The organism is Streptomyces sp. NPDC003327, assembly GCF_053589515.1.
The window spans coordinates 19,929-43,229 of record NZ_JBSFSA010000051.1 but is presented as its reverse complement, the minus strand read 5'-3'; the positions used below and the strand labels follow the sequence as shown (position 1 = coordinate 43,229).

General features: G+C 75.0%; 19 protein-coding genes and 1 pseudogene. 7 read left to right on the top strand and 13 right to left on the bottom strand.

All coding sequences use genetic code 11. The features are described from left to right. Nucleotides 1–213: 213 nt before the first annotated feature. A complete protein-coding gene (locus tag ACWDVG_RS27845) occupies nucleotides 214–621 on the top strand; it encodes an FKBP-type peptidyl-prolyl cis-trans isomerase (protein WP_451703083.1) in 408 nt (135 codons plus the stop codon). A gap of 61 nt (nucleotides 622–682) precedes the next feature. Here ACWDVG_RS27845 and ACWDVG_RS27840 read toward each other — a convergent pair whose 3' ends face one another. Further along, entirely contained in the window at nucleotides 683–2,179 is a 1,497-nt protein-coding gene (locus ACWDVG_RS27840) for a long-chain-fatty-acid--CoA ligase (RefSeq protein ID WP_451703080.1), read from the bottom strand. A 159-nt stretch (nucleotides 2,180–2,338) separates the two neighbouring features. Between ACWDVG_RS27840 and ACWDVG_RS27835 the strand changes: the two genes are divergently transcribed. Then, a complete protein-coding gene (locus ACWDVG_RS27835; protein WP_451703078.1) occupies nucleotides 2,339–3,484 on the top strand; it encodes a helix-turn-helix domain-containing protein in 1,146 nt (381 codons plus the stop codon). Nucleotides 3,485–3,534: 50 nt separating this feature from the next. After that, on the top strand, nucleotides 3,535–4,452 hold the full coding sequence (locus tag ACWDVG_RS27830) for a hypothetical protein (RefSeq protein ID WP_451703077.1): 918 nt from the start codon (nucleotides 3,535–3,537) through the stop codon (nucleotides 4,450–4,452). Between the two features lie 34 nt (nucleotides 4,453–4,486). On the opposite strand, the pseudogene ACWDVG_RS27825 reads toward ACWDVG_RS27830, so the two are convergent. The 4 genes and pseudogenes from ACWDVG_RS27825 to ACWDVG_RS27810 form a co-directional block, all read right to left on the bottom strand. Further along, a pseudogene (locus tag ACWDVG_RS27825) lies at nucleotides 4,487–5,697 on the bottom strand (glycosyltransferase). Between the two features lie 64 nt (nucleotides 5,698–5,761). Beyond that, nucleotides 5,762–6,514, bottom strand: a complete 753-nt coding sequence (locus ACWDVG_RS27820) for a DUF4232 domain-containing protein (RefSeq protein ID WP_451703075.1) — start codon at nucleotides 6,512–6,514, stop codon at nucleotides 5,762–5,764. Nucleotides 6,515–6,679: 165 nt separating this feature from the next. Continuing rightward, a complete protein-coding gene (locus ACWDVG_RS27815) occupies nucleotides 6,680–7,495 on the bottom strand; it encodes a pyridoxamine 5'-phosphate oxidase family protein (RefSeq protein WP_451703074.1) in 816 nt (271 codons plus the stop codon). Further along, nucleotides 7,492–8,817, bottom strand: coding sequence for a globin domain-containing protein (locus ACWDVG_RS27810; protein WP_451703072.1), 1,326 nt, complete (start codon nucleotides 8,815–8,817; stop codon nucleotides 7,492–7,494). Before ACWDVG_RS27810 ends, ACWDVG_RS27815 begins: the two co-directional genes overlap by 4 nt. A 410-nt stretch (nucleotides 8,818–9,227) precedes the next feature. Between ACWDVG_RS27810 and ACWDVG_RS27805 the strand changes: the two genes are divergently transcribed. After that, nucleotides 9,228–9,665 (top strand): SRPBCC family protein, encoded by a 438-nt coding sequence (locus tag ACWDVG_RS27805; RefSeq protein ID WP_451703070.1) that lies wholly within the window; start codon nucleotides 9,228–9,230, stop codon nucleotides 9,663–9,665. A gap of 61 nt (nucleotides 9,666–9,726) precedes the next feature. Beyond that, nucleotides 9,727–10,803, top strand: coding sequence for a MerR family transcriptional regulator (locus tag ACWDVG_RS27800; RefSeq protein WP_451703068.1), 1,077 nt, complete (start codon nucleotides 9,727–9,729; stop codon nucleotides 10,801–10,803). Between the two features lie 68 nt (nucleotides 10,804–10,871). Here the strand turns inward: ACWDVG_RS27800 and ACWDVG_RS27795 are convergent, their stop codons facing one another. The 7 genes from ACWDVG_RS27795 to ACWDVG_RS27765 all read right to left on the bottom strand — a co-directional run bounded on the left by ACWDVG_RS27795 (nucleotide 10,872) and on the right by ACWDVG_RS27765 (nucleotide 19,416). Next, nucleotides 10,872–11,696: a DUF1295 domain-containing protein gene (locus ACWDVG_RS27795; RefSeq protein ID WP_451703066.1), complete on the bottom strand. Its 825-nt coding sequence runs from the start codon at nucleotides 11,694–11,696 to the stop codon at nucleotides 10,872–10,874. After that, nucleotides 11,693–13,072 carry a class I SAM-dependent methyltransferase gene (locus ACWDVG_RS27790; RefSeq protein ID WP_451703063.1) on the bottom strand — a complete coding sequence of 460 codons (1,380 nt, stop codon included), beginning with the start codon at nucleotides 13,070–13,072 and terminating at the stop codon, nucleotides 11,693–11,695. The genes ACWDVG_RS27795 and ACWDVG_RS27790 overlap by 4 nt, the downstream gene beginning before the upstream one ends. Next, entirely contained in the window at nucleotides 13,069–13,824 is a 756-nt protein-coding gene (locus ACWDVG_RS27785) for a DUF1365 domain-containing protein (RefSeq protein WP_451703061.1), read from the bottom strand. The genes ACWDVG_RS27790 and ACWDVG_RS27785 overlap by 4 nt, the downstream gene beginning before the upstream one ends. Beyond that, complete coding sequence (locus ACWDVG_RS27780; protein ID WP_451703058.1) at nucleotides 13,821–15,077, bottom strand: NAD(P)/FAD-dependent oxidoreductase; 1,257 nt, start codon at nucleotides 15,075–15,077, stop codon at nucleotides 13,821–13,823. The genes ACWDVG_RS27785 and ACWDVG_RS27780 overlap by 4 nt, the downstream gene beginning before the upstream one ends. A gap of 274 nt (nucleotides 15,078–15,351) precedes the next feature. After that, nucleotides 15,352–16,017, bottom strand: a complete 666-nt coding sequence (locus ACWDVG_RS27775; protein WP_451703055.1) for a sigma-70 family RNA polymerase sigma factor — start codon at nucleotides 16,015–16,017, stop codon at nucleotides 15,352–15,354. A 188-nt stretch (nucleotides 16,018–16,205) separates the two neighbouring features. After that, nucleotides 16,206–17,579 (bottom strand): cryptochrome/photolyase family protein, encoded by a 1,374-nt coding sequence (locus tag ACWDVG_RS27770; RefSeq protein ID WP_451703053.1) that lies wholly within the window; start codon nucleotides 17,577–17,579, stop codon nucleotides 16,206–16,208. A 169-nt stretch (nucleotides 17,580–17,748) separates the two neighbouring features. Further along, nucleotides 17,749–19,416: a molybdopterin-dependent oxidoreductase gene (locus ACWDVG_RS27765; RefSeq protein WP_451703050.1), complete on the bottom strand. Its 1,668-nt coding sequence runs from the start codon at nucleotides 19,414–19,416 to the stop codon at nucleotides 17,749–17,751. 300 nt (nucleotides 19,417–19,716) lie between these two features. Here ACWDVG_RS27765 and sigK point away from each other — a divergent pair, with 300 nt between their 5' ends. Both sigK and ACWDVG_RS27755 read left to right on the top strand, forming a co-directional pair. Then, on the top strand, nucleotides 19,717–20,304 hold the full coding sequence (gene sigK / locus ACWDVG_RS27760) for an ECF RNA polymerase sigma factor SigK (protein ID WP_451703085.1): 588 nt from the start codon (nucleotides 19,717–19,719) through the stop codon (nucleotides 20,302–20,304). Then, nucleotides 20,301–21,056: an anti-sigma factor gene (locus tag ACWDVG_RS27755; protein WP_451703048.1), complete on the top strand. Its 756-nt coding sequence runs from the start codon at nucleotides 20,301–20,303 to the stop codon at nucleotides 21,054–21,056. Before sigK ends, ACWDVG_RS27755 begins: the two co-directional genes overlap by 4 nt. Before the next feature lie 117 nt (nucleotides 21,057–21,173). On the opposite strand, the gene ACWDVG_RS27750 is transcribed toward ACWDVG_RS27755, so the two are convergent. Further along, nucleotides 21,174–23,249 (bottom strand): MMPL family transporter, encoded by a 2,076-nt coding sequence (locus ACWDVG_RS27750; protein WP_451703046.1) that lies wholly within the window; start codon nucleotides 23,247–23,249, stop codon nucleotides 21,174–21,176. Nucleotides 23,250–23,301: the final 52 nt, after the last annotated feature.

Below are 23,301 nucleotides of genomic sequence, written 5' to 3'. Positions count from 1 at the left end.
GCCGGATCAGGGAGCGGCGGCTGGTGCGTGCGATCGCAAGGCGGAGGAGGGAGGCGATGCGGAGCATCGGGCGACCGACGACAACGCGGCGAGCGTGCGTGCCAGCCGCCGCGAGCCCGGCATGATCGGCGAGACACCCCCTAGGCTGCTCGGGGATCCATGGGTCCGGACGGTCCGTACGGGGGACTTCCGGTGGAGAGAGTGAGGCCGCTGATGGGTGAAGCGACGAAGCCCCGGGTCGAGGTGCCGGAGGGTGCGGCCCCCGCCGAGCTGACCGTCCGGGACCTGGTCGTCGGTGACGGTCCCGAGGCAAGGCCGGGCATGGTGCTCAAGGTGCACTACGTGGGCGTGACCTTCGCGACCGGCAGGGAGTTCGACTCCTCCTGGGACCGCGGCGAGCCGTTCAAGTTCGCCCTCGGCGGCGGCCGGGTCATCAAGGGCTGGGACCGCGGGGTGCGGGGCATGCGGGTCGGCGGTCGACGCGAGATCGTCGTCCCCCCGCGCCTCGGCTACGGCAGGGAGTCGCCCTCGGCGCTGATCCCCCCGGGCTCGACGCTGGTCTTCGTGGTGGACCTGGTGGACGCGTACTCCCCGACCGGCGGGTGGAGCAGCGCGTCGTGAGCCCGCCCCTCCCGCCTCCCTCCGAGGGCAGGAGGCGGGAGGGGCGGACCCAGCGCCCCGATCACGACCTCCCGGCCGCCGGGAGGGTGATCTCGCGCTTGAGGATCTTGCCGCTGGGGCCCAGCGGCAGCGCCTCCACGAGCTCCACCCTGCGGGGGTACTTGTAGGCCGCGACGCGCTCCTTGACGTACTCCCGCAGCTCGTCCGGCGTGGCCTCGGCGGTGGGGCGCAGGACGACGGCGGCCGCTACCTCCTCGCCCAGTTCGGCGTGCGGGACGCCGACCACGGCGGCCAGGGCGACGGCCGGGTGCTCGTGGAGGACCTCCTCGATCTCCCGCGGGTAGACGTTGTAGCCGCCGCGGATGATCATGTCCTTCTTGCGGTCGACGATGTAGAGGTAGCCGTCCTCGTCCGCCCGCGCGAGGTCTCCGGTGCGCAGCCACCCGTCGGGTACGGCGGCGGCCGTCTCCTCGGGCCGGTTCCAGTAGCCCTTCATCACGTTGGGGCCGCGGACGGCCAGTTCGCCGATCTCGCCGGGCGCCACGTCCTTGCCCGCCTCGTCCAGGAGGCGCACCTCGACGTCCCGGATGGGGGTGCCGACGGAGCCGGCCTTGCGGGGCCGGTCGGGGTGGTTGAAGGTGACGACCGGGCTGGTCTCGGACATGCCGAAGCCTTCGAGGACGGCGCAGTCGAAGCGCCGCTCGAAGCCGTGCAGGATCTCCACCGGCAGCGAGGCGCCGCCGGAGATGCACATCCGCAGGGTCGAGACGTCCGCGTCCGACGGGTGCTGGAGCAGTGCCGCGTACATGGTGGGGACGCCCTCGAAGACGGTGGCCCGCTCGCGGGCGATGGCGTCGAGGACGGCTCCGGGTTCGAACCGGGGGATCATGACGAGGCAGGCGCCGCTGCGGACGGCCGCGCTCATGGTGCAGATCTGGCCGAAGATGTGGAACAGGGGCAGGCAGCCCACCACGACGTCGTCCGGGGTCATCTGCTGGATCTCGACGGTGTTGACCTCGGTGTTGTGGCGCAGGCCGGCGTGGGTGAGGACGGCGCCCTTGGGGCGGCCGGTGGTGCCGGAGGTGTACAGCAGGACGGCCGTGTCGTCGCCGTCGACCTCGGCGACCTCGGTCAGCGGCTCGTGTCCGGCCAGGGCGGCGGCGAACGCGACGGGTTCGACGGCCGTGTGCCGTACGCCCGCGGCGTCGGCGCCCCGCGCGCCCTCGCCGGGCGCCTGGTGCCACTCGAAGAGCAGTCCGGCACCCGAGTCGGTGAGGTGGAACTCCGTCTCGCGGGTCTTCAGGAGCGGGTTCATCGGAACGACGACCGCTCCGGCGCGCAGGGCGCCGTAGTAGAGGACGACGAACTCGGGGACGTTCGGCAGCATCAGGGCGACCCGGTCGCCCGGCCGCACGCCCTCGGCCCTGAGCAGGGCGGCGGCGCGGGCGCTGCGTGCGTCCAGGTCCGCGTAGGTGATGACCTGCTCCCCCAGGCGCAGTGCGGGGCGCTCGGGCTGCCGCCCGGCCGTCTCCACGAGGAACCCTGCCAGATTGGCCATGACCTGCCTCCGTTGCACGGAACACCAGACGTTCACATCGCCGACATCTTGCAGCTCGGTAAGGGCGCGCCCTATGGCCGGCACGACACCGCTCGGCCCCCGGGTTTGTCCGCCGGAACAAAACGGGGTGGATAAGCTGCGGCTGTGAATCTTTCGGGTGTGGGAGAGGCGCTTCTCGCGAGGCTGCCCGAGCTGGCCGAGGAGATGGCCCTGCGCATCCGCTCGGAGGTCGTCGCGTACCAGGACGAGTCGTTGATCCCCCTGGACTCGCTGCGCCGTTCGTGCGCCGCCAACGCGCGCCTCATCCTGAGCCACCTGCGCGTGGGGGGCGACCCGGACGCGAGTTCGGCGCGGGAGACGGGCCGGGTCCGCGCGGAGCAGGGCGTTCCGCTGGCGGACACGCTGCACGCCTACCGGATCGGTTCGGCGCTGCTGTGGACGGAGATCCTGGCGGAGGCGCGCACCCGCCCGGAGGTCACCGACGGACTCCTGGTGGCGCAGTCCGCGGAGTTCTGGGCCCTGTCGGGGCTGTACGCGGAAGCGGTGGCGGTCTCCTACCGGGAGACGGCGGCGGAGCTGACCGCGCGGGGGCAGGCCAGGCGCTCGGCGCTGGTGGAGGCGTTGTTCACGGGCACGGTCACCGACCGGACCCTGTGGGAGGCGGCCCGTGAGCTCGGGCTCCCCGAGCACGGGCCGTACGCGGTGGCCGTCGCGGAGGCCGCCGCGCCGGGCGAGGAGCCGCTCGCGGGTGCGGAGACGGCCTTGCGGCGGGCGGAACTCCCTTCGGCGTGGCGGTTGTTGCCGGACCAGCAGCTGGCGCTGATCGCGCTGCCCGGAGCGGCCGCGGAGGACCGCTGCCTGCGCGTCCTGCGGCGCAGGCGTGCGCGCGTGGGGTTCAGTCCCTGCTTCGGTTCGCTGCGGGACGCTCCGCAGGCGCTGCGGTTCGCCCGTCTGGCGCTGTCCAGACTGCCGGGGGCCGGGCCCGGTGTGGCGCGGTTCGACGACGATCCGCTGGCGATGGTGGTGGCCGCGGCGCCCGCGGAGGCCGCCCACCTGGTGGAGGTGACGCTCCGGCCGGTGCTCGACCTGCCCGCGGCGGAACGGTCCCGGCTGCTGCGGACGCTGGAGCACTGGTTCGCGTCCGGCGGCTCGGCCAACGCGGCGGCGAGCACCCTGTTCGTCCACCCCAACACCGTCCGCTACCGTCTGCGGCGCGTGGAGGAGCTCACCGGGCGGCTGCTGTCCGATCCCCGGGCGACGGCGGACATCGGCGCGGCGCTCGTGGCGGTCGGCAACCGCGAGTGAGAGCCGTGGGCCGGGGCGGAACGCGCGGCCCCGCCTGGCACGATGGCGTCATGGTCATCGGTACGTCGCCCACGCCTCCCGCTCCGCCCGGTCCCGCCGGCGCCGCGGCCCACGCCCGCGCCCTGCACGACCGTCCCGCCGCCCATGTGGGGGCGCCGGCCGTGCTCGTCGCCCCGTACGGGCCCGGGTCGGGCCGCGCGGTCCGGCGGGAGGCGCTGCGGCCCGTGTACGGGGCGGTGGCGGCCGAGCTCGGCGAGCCCACCCTGTACGGGGGTTCGGCGGCCGGCCCCAGCGTGCGCTGGCACACGGACGGTCACGTGGTGCTGCTGGCGGGCGGTCCGCAGGGCGCGACGCTCTCGGTGCACACGGCGTCGGAGCTGCACGGGCGGGAGTACACCGCCGTCGAGTCGTGTTCGGTCGGGGGGCGTCCCGAGGAGCCGCACGGTTTCGACGCGTTGCCGTATCTGTGGCTGCTGCACCGGGGGCCGGAGCGCGGCTGGCCGGCGTTCCGCTGGGACGGGCACCACACGGCCTCGTCGTGGGAGCACCTGGAGTGCTCGCTCGCGCTGCTCCTGGACTCGTGGATGGAGCAACTGCCGGTGCAGATGCCGGGTGACTGGGCCTCGTTCGTCGTGCAGTGCGCGCGGGACTGGCCGCGGCGCCTGCGGGTGGGGTACGGCCAGGACCCGGGAGAGCTGTCGTTGATGGTGGACCACCGGACCACGCCCGAGGAGCCGGGGTTCGAGGAGACGATGCGGGAGCGGGGGTGGCAGGTGCGGGACGGGGGCTGGTGGCGGGCGGTGTTCGCGGACGAGGACCCCGGGGCGGCGAGGGCGGCGGCCCGGCTGCTCGTCGCCGACGTCCGGGGCCGTGGTTCGGTCTGCCCGGACGAGCTGGTGGCCTGGGAGCTGACGGTCGCCGACCGCGGCCGGCTGTGGCTGCCGGGCATCGGCATGCCGGTGAACTGAGCCGGGAGAGAAGCCGGTTGACGACGGAGTGCGGTCAGGGGGTCAGTCGGTCGAGCGCGGCGAGGACCGGCGCGACGCCGTCCTCGGTGGCCAGGCGGTCGGCCAGCGCGCGGGCGCGCGTGCGGTGGGAGGCGTCGCGGGTCGCGCGGCGCAGGGCGGCGGCCAGCGTGCCGGAGGCGAGGCGGCGCAGCGGCAGCGCGCCGGGCGCGGTGCCCAGCGCGGTCAGCCGGGACGCCCAGAACGCCGCGTCGAACTGGACCGGCACCGGGATGTTCGGCACCCCGGCCCGCAGGACGGCGCCGGTCGTGCCCGCTCCCGCGTGGTGGACCACGGCGGCGGTGCGGGGGAACAGCAGGGCGTGCGGCACCTCGTCGACGGTCAGGATGTCGTCGTCCCCGGCGGCGAGACCCGCCCAGCCCCGCTGGACGATCCCGCGCACGCGCGCCGCGCGCAGGGCGGTGACGATCTCGCGGCTCAGCCGCTCGGGATCGGGCACGGTGGCGCTGCCCAGGCCGACGAAGACGGGTGGGGGCCCGGCGGCGAGGAAGTCCTCCAGGTCCCCGGAGAGCCGCTGCCCGGTCTCGTGCGGCCACCAGTACCCGGCCACCTCCAGCTCGGCGGGCCAGTCCCGGGGCCGGGGGACGACGAGGTCGCTGTAGCCGTGCAGCACGGGCCGCGCCCGACGGTCCCGGGAGCCCGTCGTCACGAGTCCGTGCCGTCGCCGCAGCGACCGTACGGCGTCGGCGAACAGCAACTCCACCGATGCCGACACGGCCTGTCCGCTCAGCCGGTTCCCCACGGCGCCCAGGGGTGTGTCCCCAGGACGGGGGCGGGAAACTCCCGGGTGGGGTGGAGCGGTTGGAGATGGAGCCCCAGGGCGGGGACGGCCAGGCCGTCGGCGATGGCGTGGCCGAGCGGCCCCAGCGACCCGCCGACCAGCAGGACGTCCCCCCGGCGCGCCACCTCGACCAGGCCCGCCGTCATCTCGTCGACCGCGCGCCGCCCCATGGTCACCAGTCGTGCGAGCTTTCCCGCGCCGGTCCGCGCGTCGTGCAGCCGTCGGCCGTGCGGGGAGTGCAGCTCGGCGCGGGGGTCCACCGGCAGCGGGCGGAAGCGCACTCCCGACCCCGCCACCAGGGGCTCGAACAGTCCGTGGGTGGCGAGCGTCACCTCGTGCCCGGCTCGTACGAGACCGGCACCCAGACCCGTGTACGGCGCGACGTCGCCCCTCGATCCCGCCGTCATCATCACGATGCGCACGCCGCCAGTGTGCCCCACCGGGGGGCGCCGCCGCAGGCGACGTGCCCGCTCAGAGCTGGGTGATCGGGCGCATCGCGAGGCCCTCGGTGCCGGCCCAGCCGTTCAGTCGTGCCGCGTCGTCGACGGAGACCGTGCCGAGGCCGTCGGGCAGGTCGAAGACGAGCGTGCCGCTCAGTTCGGTGCCCTCGCCGGCGACGAGGGTCGCGGTGAAGCGGTCGGACTGGTCGTACACCGCCTCGCCGCCCTCGTCGTTGCCGAAGACGTACAGACCGGCGTAGGCCTTGCCGCCGCCCTCGACGACCACGGGCTCGGTGTCCGGCTCCCCGAGCGTCCGGACGATCGGGGCGTCGTTGCCCGCCGTGAGCCGTACGATCGGCGCCTCGTTGAGGACGCAGGGTGTCCGCGCGGTGTTGGTGACGGTGAGGAGGAAGTGGCGGGGGGTGTCACCGTGTTCGTCCTGGAGCTCGGCCGCTGTGGTGAGCCCGTCGGCCCGGCAGTCCGGGTACGTCGTGCCGTTGCCGCCGCTGGTCTCGCCGCTGTCCCCGGTCCCCGCCGCCGTCGGGCTGCTCGTGCCGGTCCCCGAGTCGCCCGTCGGCGCGGTGCTCTCCGGAGCGCTGCCGCCGGTCGACGCGGAGTCCGAGGGGACCGCGATCGACGGGGCGGCGGCGGTCGGCGAGGCGGTGGCCGGGTCGTCGCCCTGGCAGGCGGTGGTCGTCAGCAGGGCCGCGACCACCGCGGCGCCCAGGGCGGCGCCCCGCAGGTGTCGGCGCCGTGAACCGCCCCTGTCCGTCGTGGAGTTCATGCTGGTCCTTCTTCCCCCGTGACCGGCCCGAGACCGGTCCGTGTTCGTGTGACATCGGTATTGTCACCACGCGGGGAACCCGGTTCACCTGCCGTACATCCTCTGTTACAGCCCTCGTACGAACCGGAGGTCGGGGCGTGACCCGGGAGGATCGAGTCCGGTTCGTCAGCCGGTGCCGCGGCTGAACCAGCCGCTGAACTCCCGCGCTCCGGCGGCGGAGTCGGCCCGCTCCAGCACCGTCCGGGCAGCCGCGCGCCAGGTAGGCGCGTCGGCGCGGGGCGGCGGCACGAACGGTCCGCGCTCAGGGGCGGCGGCGGCCGCGCCGAAGAAGTCGCCGCCCTTGCGCCTGACGTCGTCCGTGCCCCAGGACCGGCCGCTGCCGCGGGCGGGGGCCTTCTGGAGGTGCGGGATGTGCTTGGCGCAGTGGATGTACGCCTCGTCGACGGCGATCTCCACCCACACCAGGGCCCGGCGACCCGGCACCGGATCCTCGGGGAGCCGGGCGTCGGGGCGGGCGCGGCGCATCTCGTCGTCGCCGACGACCCTGGCCCGGCCGTTGACGTGGAGGCCGATGCGGTCACGGATGAAGTCGACCATCAGGATGCCGACGTGCGGGTTCTCCTCGATGTTGCCGAGGCTCGCGTGGACGCCGTTGCCCCGGTACTCGGGGTAGGCGAGCGTCGTCTCGTCGAGGACGTGGAGGAAGCCGGGCGGGCCGGCGCGGAAGGTGTTGTCGCAGGCTCCGTGGCGGTCGGCGGTGGCGAGGAAGAACATCTCCTGCCGTGCCGTGAACTCGCGCATCCGGGGGTTCAGCCGGTCGAGGACCTGTTCGGCGTAGAACCGGTCGGCGCGTTCGGCGGTGCCCATGCGCCGCTGCACGAGGTGCTCGCCGTCGCTCCCCGGGCGGGTGGTGCGCAGGGGTGGGACGGGCTCGGGCCCGGTCTGTTCGATGGTGCTCGGGTCCTGCTGGAATGTGCTCACGTCGTTGCCCCGGCCAGTTCCTCTAGCGAGTCGTGTCGTATGCGGTGGGTGGGGATGCCGACGCCCACCAGGGCCTCGACACCGCGGCGGATCATGCCGGGCGGGCCGGACAGATAGGCGTCGTGGGTGTACCACGGGCCGTGTTCGCGGATGGCGTGGGGCAGACCCCCGGAGGGGAGGCCGCCGGGGCCGTCGTCCAGGACCGGCCGGACCGAGAGCCACGCGTGCGACTGCCGGAGCCTGAGCAGCGTCTCGATGTCGTACAGGCCCTCGTTCTCGCGGGCGCCGTAGAAGACGTCGATGGTGCGGCGCCGTCCGTGCCGGGCGACGTCCTCCACGAGCGCCTTGATGGGGGCGATGCCGGTGCCGCCGCCGAGGCAGAGCAGACCGTTGTCGGTGCTGTGGTCCACGGTCATGGAGCCGGCGGGGGGACCGAGCCGGACGACGTCGCCGGGGCGGGCGCGGTGCACGAGCGCCTGGGAGACCCAGCCCGCCGGGACCGCCTTCACGTGGAAGGACAGCAGTCCGTCGGAGCGCGGCGCGGAGGCGAAGGAGTAGTGCCGCCAGACGCGCGGCCACCACGGGGTCTCCAGGGTGGTGTACTGCCCGGCGAGGAAGGGGTACGGCTGGTCGGGGCGGACCGTGACGACGGCGATGTCCGGCGTCCGCATCTCGTGGTCGACCACCTCCGCCTGCCACCAGGCGGGCGAGCGGAGTTCGTCCTCGGTCGCCGCGTCGATCATGATCTGCGAGATCGTGGTGTAGGCGGCCACCCACGCGGCCTCGGTGCGCGGCCCCCAGACGGCGGAGGCGTAGCGGGTCAGGGCGCCGATCAGGGCCTCGCCGACGGCCGGGTAGTGCTCGGGGCGGGTGCCGTACTTCCGGTGGCCGCGGCCGAGGTGCGTGAGGTACGTGGTCAGGGTGGCGGGGTCGTCGGCGTGGGTCGCGGCGGTGAGCAGCGCCTTGAAGAGGCGGTCCCGCTGGGTGTTCATCGCGGCGGGGAACAGCTCCCGCAGGTCGGGGTGGCGCAGGAAGAGCAGGGCGTAGAAGTACGAGGTGACCTGGTCGGCAACGGGCTCGATCTCGGCCATGGTGCGGCGCAGGAGCGCCGCGTCCGACATGTCCGCCAGGTCCGACGCCCCGTTCACGGCCGGGGCCGCCCGGCCGTCCGCCCCGGGGGCCGTCGGCGTGGGGCGTCCCTGGAGCGGCGGGTGCGGACGGGACGCGGGAGGCGGGTGAGCGGGCCCCTGGGTGGGCTTTCGGGTGAACCAGCCCCCGCCTTCACCGGGTCCGTCGGGCGGCGGAGTGGTCGGTGTTCCCATGGATGCGCCTCGCCTCGCCTCGAATCGCCTCGCCTTCACGCCCGTTCCTATGCGGGCGGCCCGACCATACATCGGCAGCACGGCGGCGCGGGGCGGCCACGAGGAACCGGCCGACGGAGGCGTTCCTCCAGGTCAGCGGCGGGTTACTCATCAGTTGGACGGGTGCGTACGGACGTTCGGTGCCCCTTGGGGCGGCTATTCCGCGACGGAATAGTCACGGGGTCACCAGAACTCCTCCACATCCGCGGAGCGATGCGCTCCGCGGATCCCGAGGCCGGCGGTCGGGTCCTCCGGCCGGGCCGGGTCCGCGAGCCCGGCGCGGCCGGTGCATCCGGTCCGGCCGCCGGGCCGGAAACCCTGGGTGACCGGGGCCGAGGCGCGCACCGGTACGACGCGGAGGAGACCGTACGGTGATCAGTGTGGAGCGGGTGCTCGTGGTGCGACGGCCCCTGGCGGAGGTCGTCGCCTATCTGGAGGACTTCGCCCGCGCGGAGGAGTGGGACCCCGGCACGGTCCGCTGCGTGCGGCTCGACGACGGGCCGGTGCGACCGGGCGCGCGGTGGCGGAACACGTCCCGGTTCCGGGGCCGCACGACCGAGCTGCGGTACGAGCTCGTCGTGCGGGAGCCCGCGCGGCTGGTGTTCAGCGGCGAGAACAAGACCGTGACGGCGCTGGACGACCTGCGGTTCACGGAGGAAGGGACGGCGACGCGGCTGACGTACCGGGCGTCGCTGACCTTCAAGGGCTTCGCCCGGCTGGCCGCGCCGCTCCTGCGCGGGGAATTCGAGCGGCTCGCCGACGGCGTGGCCGACCGCCTTCCGCAGGCGGCCGCGGCGTGGCGCTCCTGACCGTGCGTCCCCGCACCGAACGCTCCGCCTCGCATCGTTTCCGCACCGTACGGTGGTGACCATGTACGACAGCGACCACGGGATCACCACGGGCGCCGTGGCCCGGCGTCTCGGCGTCTCCCCCACCACCGTGCGGTCCTGGGACCGCCGGTACGGGATCGGCCCCGCCGTCCGCGGGGACGGCCGCCACCGGCGGTGGAGCCCCGCCGACGTGGCGATGCTGGAGGAGATGTGCCGTCTCACGGCGTCGGGCGTCCCGCCCGCCGAGGCGGCGCGGGCAGCCCGAGCGGTGCGCTCCTCACCGGCCCCGCCGGACGCGCCCCCCGCCGCTCCTGCCCCGGTCGCCGTCACCGGGCCGGTCGCACCCGCCGAGGAGGCGGTGCCGGAACCCGTGGCGCCTCCGGCTCCGCCCGCCCGGCGGCCGGTGGCCGGCAGCGGTCTGCCGCTGGGGGACGTCCGGCAGGAGTGCCGCGGGCTGGCCCGTGCCGCGGTGCGCCTCGACGCGCCCGCGATGGAGGAGCTGCTCCGGGCGGCGCTGGCCGAGTACGGCCTGGTCACCTCCTGGGAGGAGATCATGGCACCGACGCTGCACGCGGTGGGCCGGAAGTGGGAGTCGTCGGAGGACCGCTACGTCGAGGTGGAGCACCTGCTCTCCTGGCACATCTCCACCACGTTGCGGCGGGCCGCCGTTTCGGGACCCGGGGCCACCTCGCAGGTTCCTCCGGTCGTGCTCGCGTGCGTCCCCTCGGAGCAGCACACGCTGCCTCTGGAGGCGCTCGCCGCCGGCCTCGCCGAGCGCGGACTGCCGACGAGGATGTTCGGCGCGGCGGTGCCCGCCGAGGCCCTCGACGCGGCGGTGCGGCGTTCGGGGCCCGCCGCCGTCGTCCTCTGGTCCCAGGCCCGGTCCACCGCCAACCACGCCCTGGCCCAGCACGTGGCCCGGACGGCGTTCGGTGTGCGGGGCGCGCGCACGGCGCCCCTGGTCCTCCTCGCGGGTCCGGGCTGGCTCGGCCGGACGCCCGCCCCCGGCACGGTGCGTCCCACCGGCCTGCGCGAGGCGCTCGCCGTGATCTCCCGGCTGTACGGGGAGGGCGCGGGCGCCGAGGAGCGCCTCGGGCAGGAGGAGCGCGCCGGCTAGAGGAGGAGGCCGGGCCGGTGACCGGGGAGGAGGGGCGCCGGCGCCGCCGGGGCCCCGGCCCCGACGCCTCAGGGACGGGGCGCGCCCGTGGTCGGTCGTTTGGGTGGCCGCGGCAGGAAACCGCTCGTGCGGGCCCGGTACTCCGGGTATCCCGGCCGGTCCGCCATGTGGGCCTCCAGGAGCCGTTTGCCGCTGCCCCAGATGAGGAGGCCGCTCATCACGAGCGGGGAGACCAGGGCGAGCAGGGCGGTCTGCCAGGTGGCGCAGGCCGTGAGGTACAGCCCCCACCAGACGAGGAAGTCACCGAAGTAGTTCGGGTGCCGGGTCCAGCTCCACAGCCCCCTGTCCATGACGCGCCCCCGGTTCGCAGGATCGGCCTTGAAGCGGGCCAGCTGGTGGTCCCCCACCGCCTCGCAGGCGAGGCCGGCCGCCCAGACGGCGAGTCCGGCGTACGCGGTCACCCCCAGCGGGTCGGGCAGCAGGACCGCGAGCTGGACGGGCAGGGAGACGAGCCAGACGAGGGCGCCCTGGAGCAGGTAGACCTTCCACAGGGCGTGGAGGGTGGGGTTGCCGCGGGCGCGGGCGAGCATCCGCGCGTACCGGGGGTCCTCGCCGTGGCCGCGTCCCCGCCGGGCGATGTGGACGGCGAGCCGCACTCCCCAGACGACGGTGGCGAGCGCGACGACGGTCCGCCGGACGCCGTCGCCGTGCCCCGCCGCCAGGCTCCAGGACACGCCCGCGACGCCCGCGAAGGCGATCCCCCAGGCGACGTCGACGATCCGGTGCAGCCGCCGCGCCGTGCCGACGGCGAAGGCGACCAGCATCACGGCGAGGGCGGCGGCCGCCGAGGCGGCCAGGACGGAACAGAGCGTCGCGGTGTCGACGGCACTCACGACGCGTCCCCGTACCGCTGCGCCGGGGAGGAGGACACCGTGGCCGGGTCGTCGGCGGCGGTGAACCGGAGCTGTCGGACGTCGAGGTAGCGGGCGCGGAACCCGGCCTCGGACCAGGCCAGGTAGAACTCCCACATGCGCCGGAAGACGCGGTCGAATCCGAGGGCCGCCACCGCGGCCTCCTGGTGGCGGAAGCGGGCGCGCCACTGGTGGAGGGTCTCGGCGTAGTGGTCGCCGAACCCGGTGTCGTGGGTGATGCGCAGACCGGCGGCGTCGGACGCGCGGGCGACGGCCTCCGGTGAGGGGATGAGGCCGCCGGGGAAGACGTACTTGCTGATCCACGTGTGGGTGCGGGCGGTGGCGAGCATCCGTTCGTGCGGCATCGTGATGGCCTGCAGGGCGACGCGTCCGCCGGGGGCGAGGAGGCGGCGGAGCGAGGCGAAGTAGTCGGGCCAGAACTCGGCGCCGACGGCCTCGATCATCTCGACGCTCACGACGGCGTCGTAACGGCCGCGCACGTGGCGGTAGTCGAGGAGTTCGACGGTGACGCGGTCGGCGACGCCGGCCCGGGCGGCGCGGTCCCGCGCGAGGGCGAGCTGCTCCTCGGAGAGGGTGACGGTGCGGACGCGGGCGCCGCGGGCCGCGGCCCGGAGCGCGAGTTCGCCCCAGCCGGTGCCGATCTCCAGGAGCTCGGTGCCGGGGCCGGTCTCCGCCAGGTCGAGGAGGCGGTCGATCTTGCGGTGCTGGGCGGCGGTGAAGACCGCGTCGGGGAGGACGCCGGGGGTGTCGGGGAGGGGCTCGAAGACCGCCGACGAATAGCTGAGGCCGGGGTCGAGGAAGAGGGCGAAGAGCTCGTTGGAGAGGTCGTAGTGCCGGCGGATGTTCTCGCGGGACCCGTCGGGGGTGTTGAGGTCGGCGCGCGGTCTGCGACGGACCCAGGCGCCCCGGAACCGGTGCAACGCGGCGGGGACGAGGTCGTCGACGTGGCGGGCGAGGACCGTGAGGACGCCGACGAGGTCGTCGGCGTCCCACTCGCCGGCCATGTACGACTCCCCGAAGCCGATCAGCCCGTCGGCGGCGATCCGCCGGTGGAAGGCCTCGGGATCGTGCAGCGTGAGCGTCGGCGTCGGAACGGCGCGGTCGTCGCCGTTGCGCGGCGCGGGGACGGTGGTGCGCCCGGCCGTCCGTATCCGCAGGGGCAGCCGGTCGAACGCGCGTCCCACGAGGAGGCGGGCCACCGCGGTGCGCGCGGCGGAGGCGTGCGGCACTCGGGCCACGTCCGGCCAACGGTCGGGATCGACCTCGACGCGGCCCCCGTGGACGTCGTGGGTGGCCGGGGCGTCGAGGGTGGCGGGCGGTGGGGACGAGGGGTTCACGGGGTGCCTTCCTGCGGGGTGGGGGTGGTGCGGGGCCGCACGCGGAGTCCCTTGAGGTAGAGGTGGACTCCGTGGCGCCGGATGCCCAGGGAGACGGCGGCGGTCGGCCACGGGTGTCGGAGCGCGGCGGCCAGGAGGCCGCGGGGGCCGGCGGGTCGCCGGACGCCGCGGACGGTGGCGGTGAGGGGGCGGGTGCCGTCGGTGTGGCGGAGCTGGACGGTCAGGTCGAGGCGGTCGCCGGGGAGCGGCAGCCGCATCCGGTAGCTGCCGGCGACGTCGAGGAACGGCGAGACGTAGAAGTCCTTGGCCGTCTCGGCGCGGCCGTCCGCGTCGGGGCGCAGCAGGTAGGTGTGCCGTCCGCCGTAGGTGTTGTGCACCTCGGCGACGACGCAGACGGGGTGCCCGGCGCGGTCGTGGCACCAGTAGAGGGTGAGCGGATTGAAGACGTGGCCCAGCACGCGCGCGTGGGCGAGCATCAGGACCCGGCCGTCGGCGTCGTGCACGCCGTGCGCGGCCAGGCGGGCGTCGAGCCCGGCCCGCAGGGTGGGGGCGTCGCCGTCGAAGTGGTCGGCCGGGTCGAAGCGGGCGAGCGCCCGGAGCGGTCGCGGCAGGAGGGGCAGGTCGTCGAGGTCGACCAGCCACATGTACGTGCGGTGGTGGAGCGCGTGCCGGATCGGGGTGACGCGGGTGTGCGCGATCTCCGTCTCGTACAGGGCCGGGACCGGGGACGGTTCCGGCGCGGCGGTCGTCACGTGCCGGCTCCCAGGTGGCGGGCGGCCTCGACGCCCGAGCGGCAGCCGTCCTCGTGGAATCCCCAGCCGTGGTAAGCGCCCGCGTACGCGGTGACGGCGGTGCGGAGGGTGGGCAGGAGGCGCTGGGCCGCCACCGACTCGGGCGTGTAGACGGGGTGTTCGTACGTCATGCGGGCCAGGACGGCCGAGGGGTCGACGCGGTCACCGGGGTTGAGGGTGACGACGTGCGGCTCGTCGGTGCGGAGTCGCTGGAGCCGGTTCATGTCGTAGCTGACCTGGACGGAGCCCGGGCGGGCGGCACAGGAGGGCAGGAGGTAGTTCCAGGAGGCGCGGGCGTGGGGCGATCGCGGCAGCAGGCTCGTGTCGCGGTGCAGGACGGTCGGGTTGTGGGAGTAGGTGAACGCGCCGAGGACGCGCCGCTCCCGCTCGGTGGGGTCGGCGAGGAGCCGGAGGGCCTGGTCGGGATGGACCGCGAGCACGACGGCGGCGTGTTCGGCCGACTCGCCGTCCTCCGTGATGACCGTGGCACGGTCGGCGCCCCGGACCACGGCGAGCACCGGGGTGGCGGTCCGCACGGAGGGGATCGACTTGGCGAGGCGTTCGACGTAGGCCGCGGAGCCGCCGGTGACGGTCTTCCACTGCGGGGATCCCTTCACCGAGAGGAGCCCGTGGTGGTCGAGGAAGCGGAAGAGGTACACGGCGGGGTACCTCAGGGCCGTGTCGGGGGCGCAGGACCAGACGGCCGAGACGAGCGGGATCGCGAAGTGGCTGACGAAGTGGGCGGAGAAGCGGTGGGCGCGCAGGAAGTCGCCGAGGGTGAGGGTCATGTCGTCGGCGGCGAGCAGGCCGCGGGCGGCACGGTGGAACCGCGGGACGTCGGCGAGCATCAGCAGGTGCCTGCCCCGGCGGGCGTTTCCGCCGCCGAGCAGGCCGCGGAGGCCGCGCGCGCCGGCGTACTCCAGCCCGCATCCGTCGCAGCGCACGGACATGCTCATCTCGGCGTCCTGCGTGGTGACGCCCAACTCGCGGAAGAGGCGCAGGAGGTGGGGGTAGGTGCGCTCGTTGTGGACGATGAAGCCGGTGTCGACGTGGAGCGTGCCGCCCTCCGCGGCGGGCAGTCCGTGGGTGTGCGCGTGGCCGCCGAGCCGGTCGTCCGCCTCGTACAGCACCACGTCGTGCACGCGGGACAGGTAGTGGGCGGCGGTGAGGCCCGCCACCCCCGCCCCCACCACGGCGACGCTGCGTCTGTCCATCGTTCCCCATCCCCTTGTGCGACGCTCCCGTGACGTTCGGGGCGCGCTGCGTAGAGCCGTCGTCCCCGTGCGGGGGGGCGACGGCGTGTGGTGTGCTGTGCTCGGTTGTCCGGCCGTCGGGCCGTGGGTGTGTTCGGAGCCGCCGGCCGGCCGGACGGGTCGGATCGCGAACGGATTCGGGACCGGGTCGACGACCCTGGTCGACCGGACGCTCGGGCGCGTGCCGCGGGATCGTGCGGCGGCGCCGGAACGGCCGGGCGGACCTGGCGGACGGTCAGGCGAGGTGGCCGGCGCCGGCGAGTTCGAGGCTGTGCCGCATGCGCTGGAGGCCGCGGCGGGCGTGGCTCTTGACCGTGCCGAGCGGCATGCCGGTGCGGTCGGCGATCTGCGTCTGGGTCAGGTCCGCGAAGTACGCGAGTTCCAGGACGTCCCGCTGGACGCGGGGCAGCCGGGACAGCTCCTCGGTGACGACCAGCCGGTCGAGGACCCGCTGGGGTTCCTCGTGCCCGCGGCTCTCGTGCTCCAGGGACGCGCCGAGGTTCGCCGCGAGTTCGGTGCGCCGGGTACGGGCGGTCAGGGCGTCGGCGATCTTGCGGCGGGTGATGCCGGTGAGCCAGGCCGGCAGGCTGCCGCGCTCGGGGCGGAAGTTGGCCCTGCCGCGCCAGGCGGCGACGAACACCTGCTGGGTGACGTCCTCCGCCTCGCGGGGGTCGCCCAGGGCGCGGGCCGCGAGGGTGTGGACCAGGCGGCCCCAGCGTTCGTAGGCGACGGCCAGGCACTGCTCGTCGCCGCCGACCAGGCCCCGGGCGATCCGGTCGTCGGTGGCGGTGGCGACGTCGGCGGCCGCGAGGGGCGCGGTACGGGCGGTGGCGGCGTCCGTGGTGGCGGCCGCCGTGGACGGGGCGGGGGCGGGGGCTCCGGTCGGCCGGTGTGCGGTCATGGCGCTTCCTCCTCCGGGTGGTGGCGCGGGAGTCCACCGGGTGTGCCGCCGCCGCTTCGCGGGCGGCGGCTCCGGGACCTCGATGACCCCGTGCCCCTCACGTTCCGCTCGGGACCCCGTCCCCCACAACTTGCATCGTTTTCGCATCGATAGATGCGTCGATTCCGAGAAGGCGAGGAAACCGCAGGTCAGGCGGAGCCTCGGAGCTCTCTGAAGCGGGCGAGGCCCTCGGAGAGCTCGATCACCGGGTCCGGGTAGTCGAGGGCCGCCCTCTCGCGTCCGGTGAGCCGCCAGGGCTCGTGCACGGTGCGCCCGTCGAGGCCCGCCAGCTCCGGCACCCAGCGGCGCACGTAGCTGCCGTCGGGGTCGTACCGCTTGGCCTGCAGCACGGGGTTGAGGACGCGGTTGGGGCGGGTGTCCGTGCCGGTACCGGCCACCCACTGCCAGTTGAGCTGGTTGTTGGCGACGTCGCCGTCCACCAGCAGGCCGAGGAAGTGACGCGCCCCCGCGCGCCAGTCGATGCAGAGCGTCTTCGACAGGAAGGAGGCCGTGATCAGCCTGCCTCGATTGTGCATCCATCCCTCGTGCGCGAGCTGCCGCATGGCGGCGTCCACCAGGGGATAGCCGGTCCGCCCCTCCCGCCAGGCGGCGAGGTCCGCGTCGGCGTCCGCGCCCTCCCGCCACCGCCCGGGCCGTGCCCGGTAGTCGGCCTCGGCGGCCCCGGGGCGCGCGGCGAGCACCTGGTGGTGGAAGTCGCGCCAGCACAGCTGTCGTACGAACGCGTCCGCGCCCGTCCCGCCCCGCTTGCGCGCCCGGTGCACCGCTTCGGTGGCGGAGAGCGCGCCGAAGTGGAGGTAGGGCGAGAGCCGGGAGGTGGCGTCGCCCGCGAGGTCGTCGTGACGCTCCTCGTACGCGTCCACGTCCTCGGTCAGCCACGAGCCGAGCCGCTCGCGCCCTGCGCTCTCCCCGCCCACGGGCAGCGCCGGGGAGACGTCCGCGACGGCCGAGCGGCGCGGCAGGGGCTCGGAGCGCAGGCCCGAGGGCACCCGCACCTTCCTCGGGGCGGAGAAGGGGGTCCTCAGCGGCTCGGCGGCCCAGCGCCGGAGGTAGGGCGTGAAGACGGCGAAGTGGCCGGAGCCCTGCGGCACGACGTCGCCGGGCGGGACGACGGTGACGACCCCGTCGTGCACGTACAGACGGCAGCCGTCCTCCTCCAGGGCGCGGCGCAGACGGGCCTCCCGTCGGCGCGCGAAGGCCGTCACGCCCGCCGCCATGTGGACCTCGTCCGCGTCGGTACGCCGCACCAGGGCTCGTACCTCCGAGACGGTGTCGCCCTCCCGCACCACCAGGCGGCCGCCCCGCTCCCTCAGGGCGCGGTCGAGGTCCTCCAGGCAGTCCGCGAGGAAGGCGAGGCGATTGGGCGCCGCGAAGCCCGCCCGGTCCACGGCCGGGTCGCGGACGAACACCGGCACGACCTCCTCCGCCGCGTGGACCGCCGCCCTGAGCGGCGGGTGGTCGTGGACCCTGAGGTCCGAGGTGTACAGAACGACGGAGACGGTCATCGCGCTCTCCCTGCTCGGCCGCCGGTCACGGGCGCGCGGCGCCGCGCCGGGGTACGGATGGGGCACTCCTGCACCTTCGGTTCCCCGTTCACCGGGAACCCGGATGCGGGGCCCCGCCCCTTCGCCCGAGCGGGTGATGACGGCCCGCGCGGACGGGGGGACGGAGCCGCTACGTGACGGTGACGAAGACGCTGTGGTGGCCGCTCGCGCCGTCCGGGACGGTCCTGGTGCGCCGTTCCGTCTGGACCTGTCCGGTGCCGTCGGTGGCGCGGACGGTGAGGGTGTGTCCGCCCGGCGCGGCCTGCCAGCGGTACGACCACTGGCGCCAGGTGTCGACCGTGTCCTGCGCGGCGAGGTCGGCGTCCCGCCAGGGCCCGTCGTCGACGCGGACCTCGACCCGGACGATGCCCCGGCGCTGGGCCCAGGCCACCCCCGCGACCACGACCGTGCCGGCGGGGGTGCGGGCGAAGGGCTTGGGGGTGTCGACGCGGGACTGGGTCTTGACGGGGGCCCTGCGGGCCCACGAGCGCTTCACCCAGTACGGGTCGTAGGCGTCGAACGTCGTGAGCTCGACGGACTCGATCCACTTGCAGGCCGACACGTAGCCGTACAGGCCGGGCACGAGCATGCGGACGGGGAAGCCGTGGGTGAAGGGCAGCGGTTCGCCGTTCATGCCGACGGCGAGCATCGCGTCCCGGCCGTCCATCACGTCCTCCACGGGGGAGCCGAGCGTCATCCCGTCCACCGAGCGGGCGACCAGCTGGTCGGCGGGGCCGCCCCTGGACGGCGGCTCGACCCCGCACTCGGCCAGCAGGGCGCGCAGGGGGACGCCCAGCCAGCGGGCGGTGCCGATGTACGGTCCGCCCACCTCGTTCGACACGCAGGTCAGCGTGATGTCCCGTTCGACGAGCGGACGGGCGAGCAGGTCGTCGAGCGTGAACGTCGGGGGCCGGGTCACTCCCCTGCCGTGGACGCGCAGCCGCCAGGTGTCCGCGTCGACCTTCGGTACGACGAGGGCGGTGTCGACCCGGTAGAAGTCCCGGTTCGGCGTGAGGAACGCGCTGACCCCCGGCACCGCGAGCCGGACGCCCCGGGGCAGCGCGGGGGCGGGGGACGCGGGCGCGGGCAGGACGAGTCCGGCGCGGGATGCCTCGGCGCCCCGCCCCCGGCGGCCGGCCAGCCAACGGCCCAGGGCGCCCGCGCCGGTCGCGGCGACGGCGACGACGGCGGTGGCGGCCAGGAAGCCGCGCCGGTCGCCGCGCGGGCGGGCCGCGGGGCCCGAGGCGTCCGGTTCCGCCGGGTCGCCGTCAGCCGGGCCCTGGTCCCTCGGGGTGCTGTCCATCGGGGTGCTGTCCATCGGGGCCCTGTCCCGCGGGGTCCTGTTCGCCGCGGCGGCCTTGCCCGCCAGGACGGCCAGGACCACCGCGCCCACGGCCGCGCCCGCCAGGGACGGCAGGGCGTCACCGATGCCGGCCGAGTCGGGCCTGCTCAGCGCGGCGGCGGCGCCGACGATCCCGAACCCGAGGACCCCGAGCACGCCCGTACGCCGGTGCCGCAGCGCGACGACCCCCAGGCCTGCCGCGAGGAGGGCGAGCAGGACGAGGATGCCGAGCTGGAGGACGGCCTTGTCGTCCTCCCCGAAGGTGCGGATCGCGAAGTCCTTCACCGGCGCCGGCGTGCGGTCGACGACGGCGCCGCCGACGACCGTCACGGGTCCCGCGGCGGGACGCACCAGGGCCGCGACCAGTTCGGCGACCGCGAGGGCCGTGTAGCCGGCCGCCACGCCGGCGAGCGCGCCGCGCGCGAGGGGGCTGAGGGTGTTCCGGAAGCTGCTCACACCCGGTCCTTCGGCGGCGACCGCCCTGCGGATGGGTCTCACCACCCGTACGGGTGCCGCCACGGAGGAGCAGGCGACACCACCGGCACCGCGACGACATCGTGACCTTCCCGGGCCATCCGGGAGGGCGTCCGCGCCGAAGTACCCCGGGGAGCCGTCCGCAGGCTCTCCGCCGGCCTGCCGAAAGGGCGGACACCGGCCCGCCGAACCGCGAAGGACCAGCATGCGATGGCTCCCCCTTCCGAGGACGACCGCCCGAGGCGGCGGCTCCGTCCGGTCCCGACGACCGGAGCCGGGCCGGTGACCCGGCCGCTGCCCTCGGGTGCTCCCGGCGCCGACGCGCGGGGCGACCTGGCCGACGTGATGCGGGAGGTCGCCCGGGGCGACAAGCAGGCGTTCGCCACGCTCTACGACGCTCTCGCCCCACTGGTGTTCGGCGTCGTCCTGCGGGTGGTGCGCGACCGGGCCCAGTCGGAGGAGGTCACCCAGGAGGTCATGATCGAGCTGTGGCGCCAGGCCGCCCGCTACGAGCCGACGGCCGGAAGCGTGACGACCTGGGCGGCGACGATCGCCCACCGGCGGGCCGTCGACCGCGTACGGTCGGCGCAGGCCGCCTCCGACCGGGAGTACGCCCAGGCGGCGCGGGAGCACACCACCGCCTTCGACGAGGTCGCCGAGCAGGTGGAGACCCGGCTGGAGAGCGAGCGGGTACGCCGTTGCCTGCGCGGCCTGACCGAACTCCAGCGCGAGGCCGTGACCCTCGCCTACTACCAGGGCCTGACCTACCGTGAGGTCGCACAGAGCCTGCAGACCCCGCTTCCCACCATCAAGACACGCATGCGCGACGGACTGATCCGCCTCCGCGACTGCATGGGGGTGACCTCGTGACACAGCAGCACCACTCCGACCTCCACGCCCTCACGGCCGCCTACGCGCTGCACGCCCTCGACGCCGCCGAACGGGACGAGTTCGCCGCCCACCTCGCGCACTGCGAGGACTGCCGCAGGGAGGTGGGCGGGTTCGAGGCGACCGCCGCGCGGCTCGCGGCCGCCGCCGGCCGGACGCCGCCGGAGGCCCTCAGGCAGCGGACGCTCGCCGCGATCGAGGGTGTGCGCCAGCTGCCGCCCCGCGTGCCCGCCGCCGGCCCGGCGGTGGCCCTGGCCCGGAGGGTGAGGCGCAGGGCGGTCCCCCTCGCGCTCGCCGCGAGCCTGGTCGCCGCCGTCACGTTCGCGGGCCTCGCCGCCTGGCAGCACCGGGAGAACGAGGACGCGCGGCAGCAGGCCCGGCAGGCCGAGGAACGGCTGGAGGTCGTGAGCGGGGTGCTGGCCGCGCCCGACGCCCGGACCGTGCACGGAAGGACCACCAACGGCGCCCTGACCACCGTCGTCTCGTCGGACCGGCAGAACCGGGCGGTGTTCACGGCGACCGGCCTTCCGGCCCCGGCGGAGGGCCACACGTACCAGCTGTGGCTCGACCACGACGGCACCATGCGGCCCGCCGGGCTCCTCCACGCCGACGGAACCGTCCTCCTCGACGGCGACCCGGCCGACGCGACGGGGGTGGGGCTCACTCTCGAACCGGCCGCAGGTTCGGCTCAGCCCACCACCCAGCCGCTGCTCCTGCTGGCCCTCCCGGCCTGACCCCTCTCCCCCGTCGTCAGGGCTGCCGCCCGGAGGGCGGGCGGCACGACGCGCCCCCTCGGCCTTGCAGGGCCGAGGGGGCGCGTCCGTTGTCGGACACCGCCCGGGGACGGTCGGTCAGGGACGGTGGCGGAGAGCTCCGGGCCACCAGACGGCGGGGCCGATGTCCCGGACCAGCGCCGGGACCAGGAGCGACCGGACCACGAGGGTGTCGAGGAGGACGCCGAAGGCCACGATGAAGGCGATCTGGACGAGGAACGCCAGCGGGATCACGCCGAGGGCCGCGAAGGTGGCGGCGAGGACGACGCCCGCCGAGGTGATGACACCGCCCGTGGCGACCAGCCCGCGGCGCAGGCCCTCGCGCGTGCCGTGCAGCTCCGTCTCCTCGCGCACCCGTGACATGAGGAAGATGTTGTAGTCGACGCCGAGGGCGACCAGGAAGACGAAACCGTACAGGGGTACGGCGGAGTCCGTGCCGGTGAAGCCGAAGACGTGCTCGAAGACCAGCGCGGAGACGCCCAGCGTGGCGAGGAAGTTGAGCGCGACCGTGGCCACCAGGAGCACGGGCAGCAGCAGCGAGCGCAGCAGCCCGACCAGGATGACCAGGATGATCGCGAGCACGACGGGGACAATGAGCTGCCGGTCCCGCTCGGCCGTCACCTGGGTGTCGTACTTCTGGGCGGTGGACCCGCCGACGAGGGCGTCGGCGTCGGGCACCGCGTGCAGGGTGGTGCGGAGGGCGACGACGGTGTCCCTGGCGGCGTCGGTGTCCGCGGCGTCCGCGAGGGTGACGTCGATCCGGACGCGGCCGTCCGCGACGAGCGGCCGGTCGGAGCCGGGGGCGGTGAAGAGGGTCGCGGAGTCGACGCCCTCCACGGCCGCCGCGGCCGTCCGCACCTTCTCCGCGGCGCCGGCGTCGGCGATCACGACGGCCGGGTTGCCCGCGCCGCCCGGGAAGTGCTCGCTCAGGCGCTCCTGGGCGGCGACGGAGGGGGCGTCCTTGACGAAGATCTCGTCGAACGGGACGCCCTTGGAGTCGAGTGTGAAGGAGAAGGCGGCGCAGGCGACGAGCGCCGCCAGGGAGCCGGCCCAGACCTTGCGGGGGGCGCGGTCGACGAGCCCGGCGACCTTGCGCCAGACGGGGTGGGCCGCCTCGCCGTCGGCGGTGGCCCTGGGCCGGGCCGGCCAGTACGCGGCCCGGCCGAGCAGCACCAGGACGGCGGGGAGGAAGGTCACCGAGCTGAGCACGGCGCAGACGATGCCGATGGCGCCGACGGGGCCGAGGGCCCGGTTGTTGGTGAGGTCGCTGAAGAGCAGGGCGAGCAGGCCGAGGGCGACGGTGGCGGCGCTGGCGACGATCGGTCCGAAGGACTGCTTGAGGGCGGCGCGCATGGCGGGCACGCGGTCTCCGTCGCGCGCGGCGAGCTCCTCCCGGTAGCGGGCGGCGAGCAGCAGTGCGTAGTCGGTGGCCGCGCCGATGACGAGGATGGACAGGATGCCCTGGACCTGGCCGTCGACCCGTACGACGTCGTGGTCGGCGAGCACGTACACCACGGCGCAGGCCAGGCCGAGCGCGAAGACGGCGCCGAGGATGATCAGCAGCGGCAGCAGGACGCTGCGGTAGACGAGGAGCAGGATCACCAGGACCGTCACCAGGGCGACGACGAGCAGGAGGCCGTCGATGCCGGAGAACGCGTCGCCGAGGTCCGCCTGGGTCGCGGCCGGACCCGCGAGCCACACCTCCGTCCCCGGTACGGCGGAGACGGCGGCCTCGACCTCGTCCATGACCACGGGGAGTTCCTCGCCGAGGTCGGGGCGGAGCTGGACGATGCCGCGGAGGGCCTCACCGTCGTCGGAGGGGAAGGCCGGCGACGGTGCTCCGACCACGCCCTCGGTGCCCTTCAGCGAGGCGAGGGCGCGCGTGGCGCTCTCCTGGGCGGCCGGGTCGACGCGGCCGCCGCCGTCGGCGGTCCAGACGACCAGCGCGGGCAGGGTCTCCTCCTGGCGGAACGCCTCCTGCGCCTTGAGGACCTGGGTCGACTCGGCGCTGCGGGGCAGGAAGGCGGCCTGGTCGTTGGTGGCGACCTCGCCGAGCTTTCCGGCGTACGGGCCGAGCCCTCCTCCGACGGCGAGCCAGACGACGAGCACCAACAGCGGCAGCAGTCTGCTCGCCCAGCGCGCGGGTGTGGACATGGAGCACTCCCCGGGAAATGTCTCGTTAATCAACTATCTCGATGATCGAGAG

Coding starts and splice junctions, on each gene's coding strand:
- ACWDVG_RS27830 (WP_451703077.1), top strand. CDS start 3,535: ATGGTCATCGGTACGTCGCCCACGCCTCCCGCTCCGCCCGGTCCCGCC.
- ACWDVG_RS27845 (WP_451703083.1), top strand. CDS start 214: ATGGGTGAAGCGACGAAGCCCCGGGTCGAGGTGCCGGAGGGTGCGGCC.
- ACWDVG_RS27750 (WP_451703046.1), bottom strand. CDS start 23,249: ATGTCCACACCCGCGCGCTGGGCGAGCAGACTGCTGCCGCTGTTGGTG.
- ACWDVG_RS27775 (WP_451703055.1), bottom strand. CDS start 16,017: ATGACCGCACACCGGCCGACCGGAGCCCCCGCCCCCGCCCCGTCCACG.
- ACWDVG_RS27780 (WP_451703058.1), bottom strand. CDS start 15,077: ATGGACAGACGCAGCGTCGCCGTGGTGGGGGCGGGGGTGGCGGGCCTC.
- ACWDVG_RS27800 (WP_451703068.1), top strand. CDS start 9,727: ATGTACGACAGCGACCACGGGATCACCACGGGCGCCGTGGCCCGGCGT.
- ACWDVG_RS27820 (WP_451703075.1), bottom strand. CDS start 6,514: ATGAACTCCACGACGGACAGGGGCGGTTCACGGCGCCGACACCTGCGG.
- ACWDVG_RS27840 (WP_451703080.1), bottom strand. CDS start 2,179: ATGGCCAATCTGGCAGGGTTCCTCGTGGAGACGGCCGGGCGGCAGCCC.
- ACWDVG_RS27770 (WP_451703053.1), bottom strand. CDS start 17,579: ATGACCGTCTCCGTCGTTCTGTACACCTCGGACCTCAGGGTCCACGAC.
- ACWDVG_RS27810 (WP_451703072.1), bottom strand. CDS start 8,817: ATGGGAACACCGACCACTCCGCCGCCCGACGGACCCGGTGAAGGCGGG.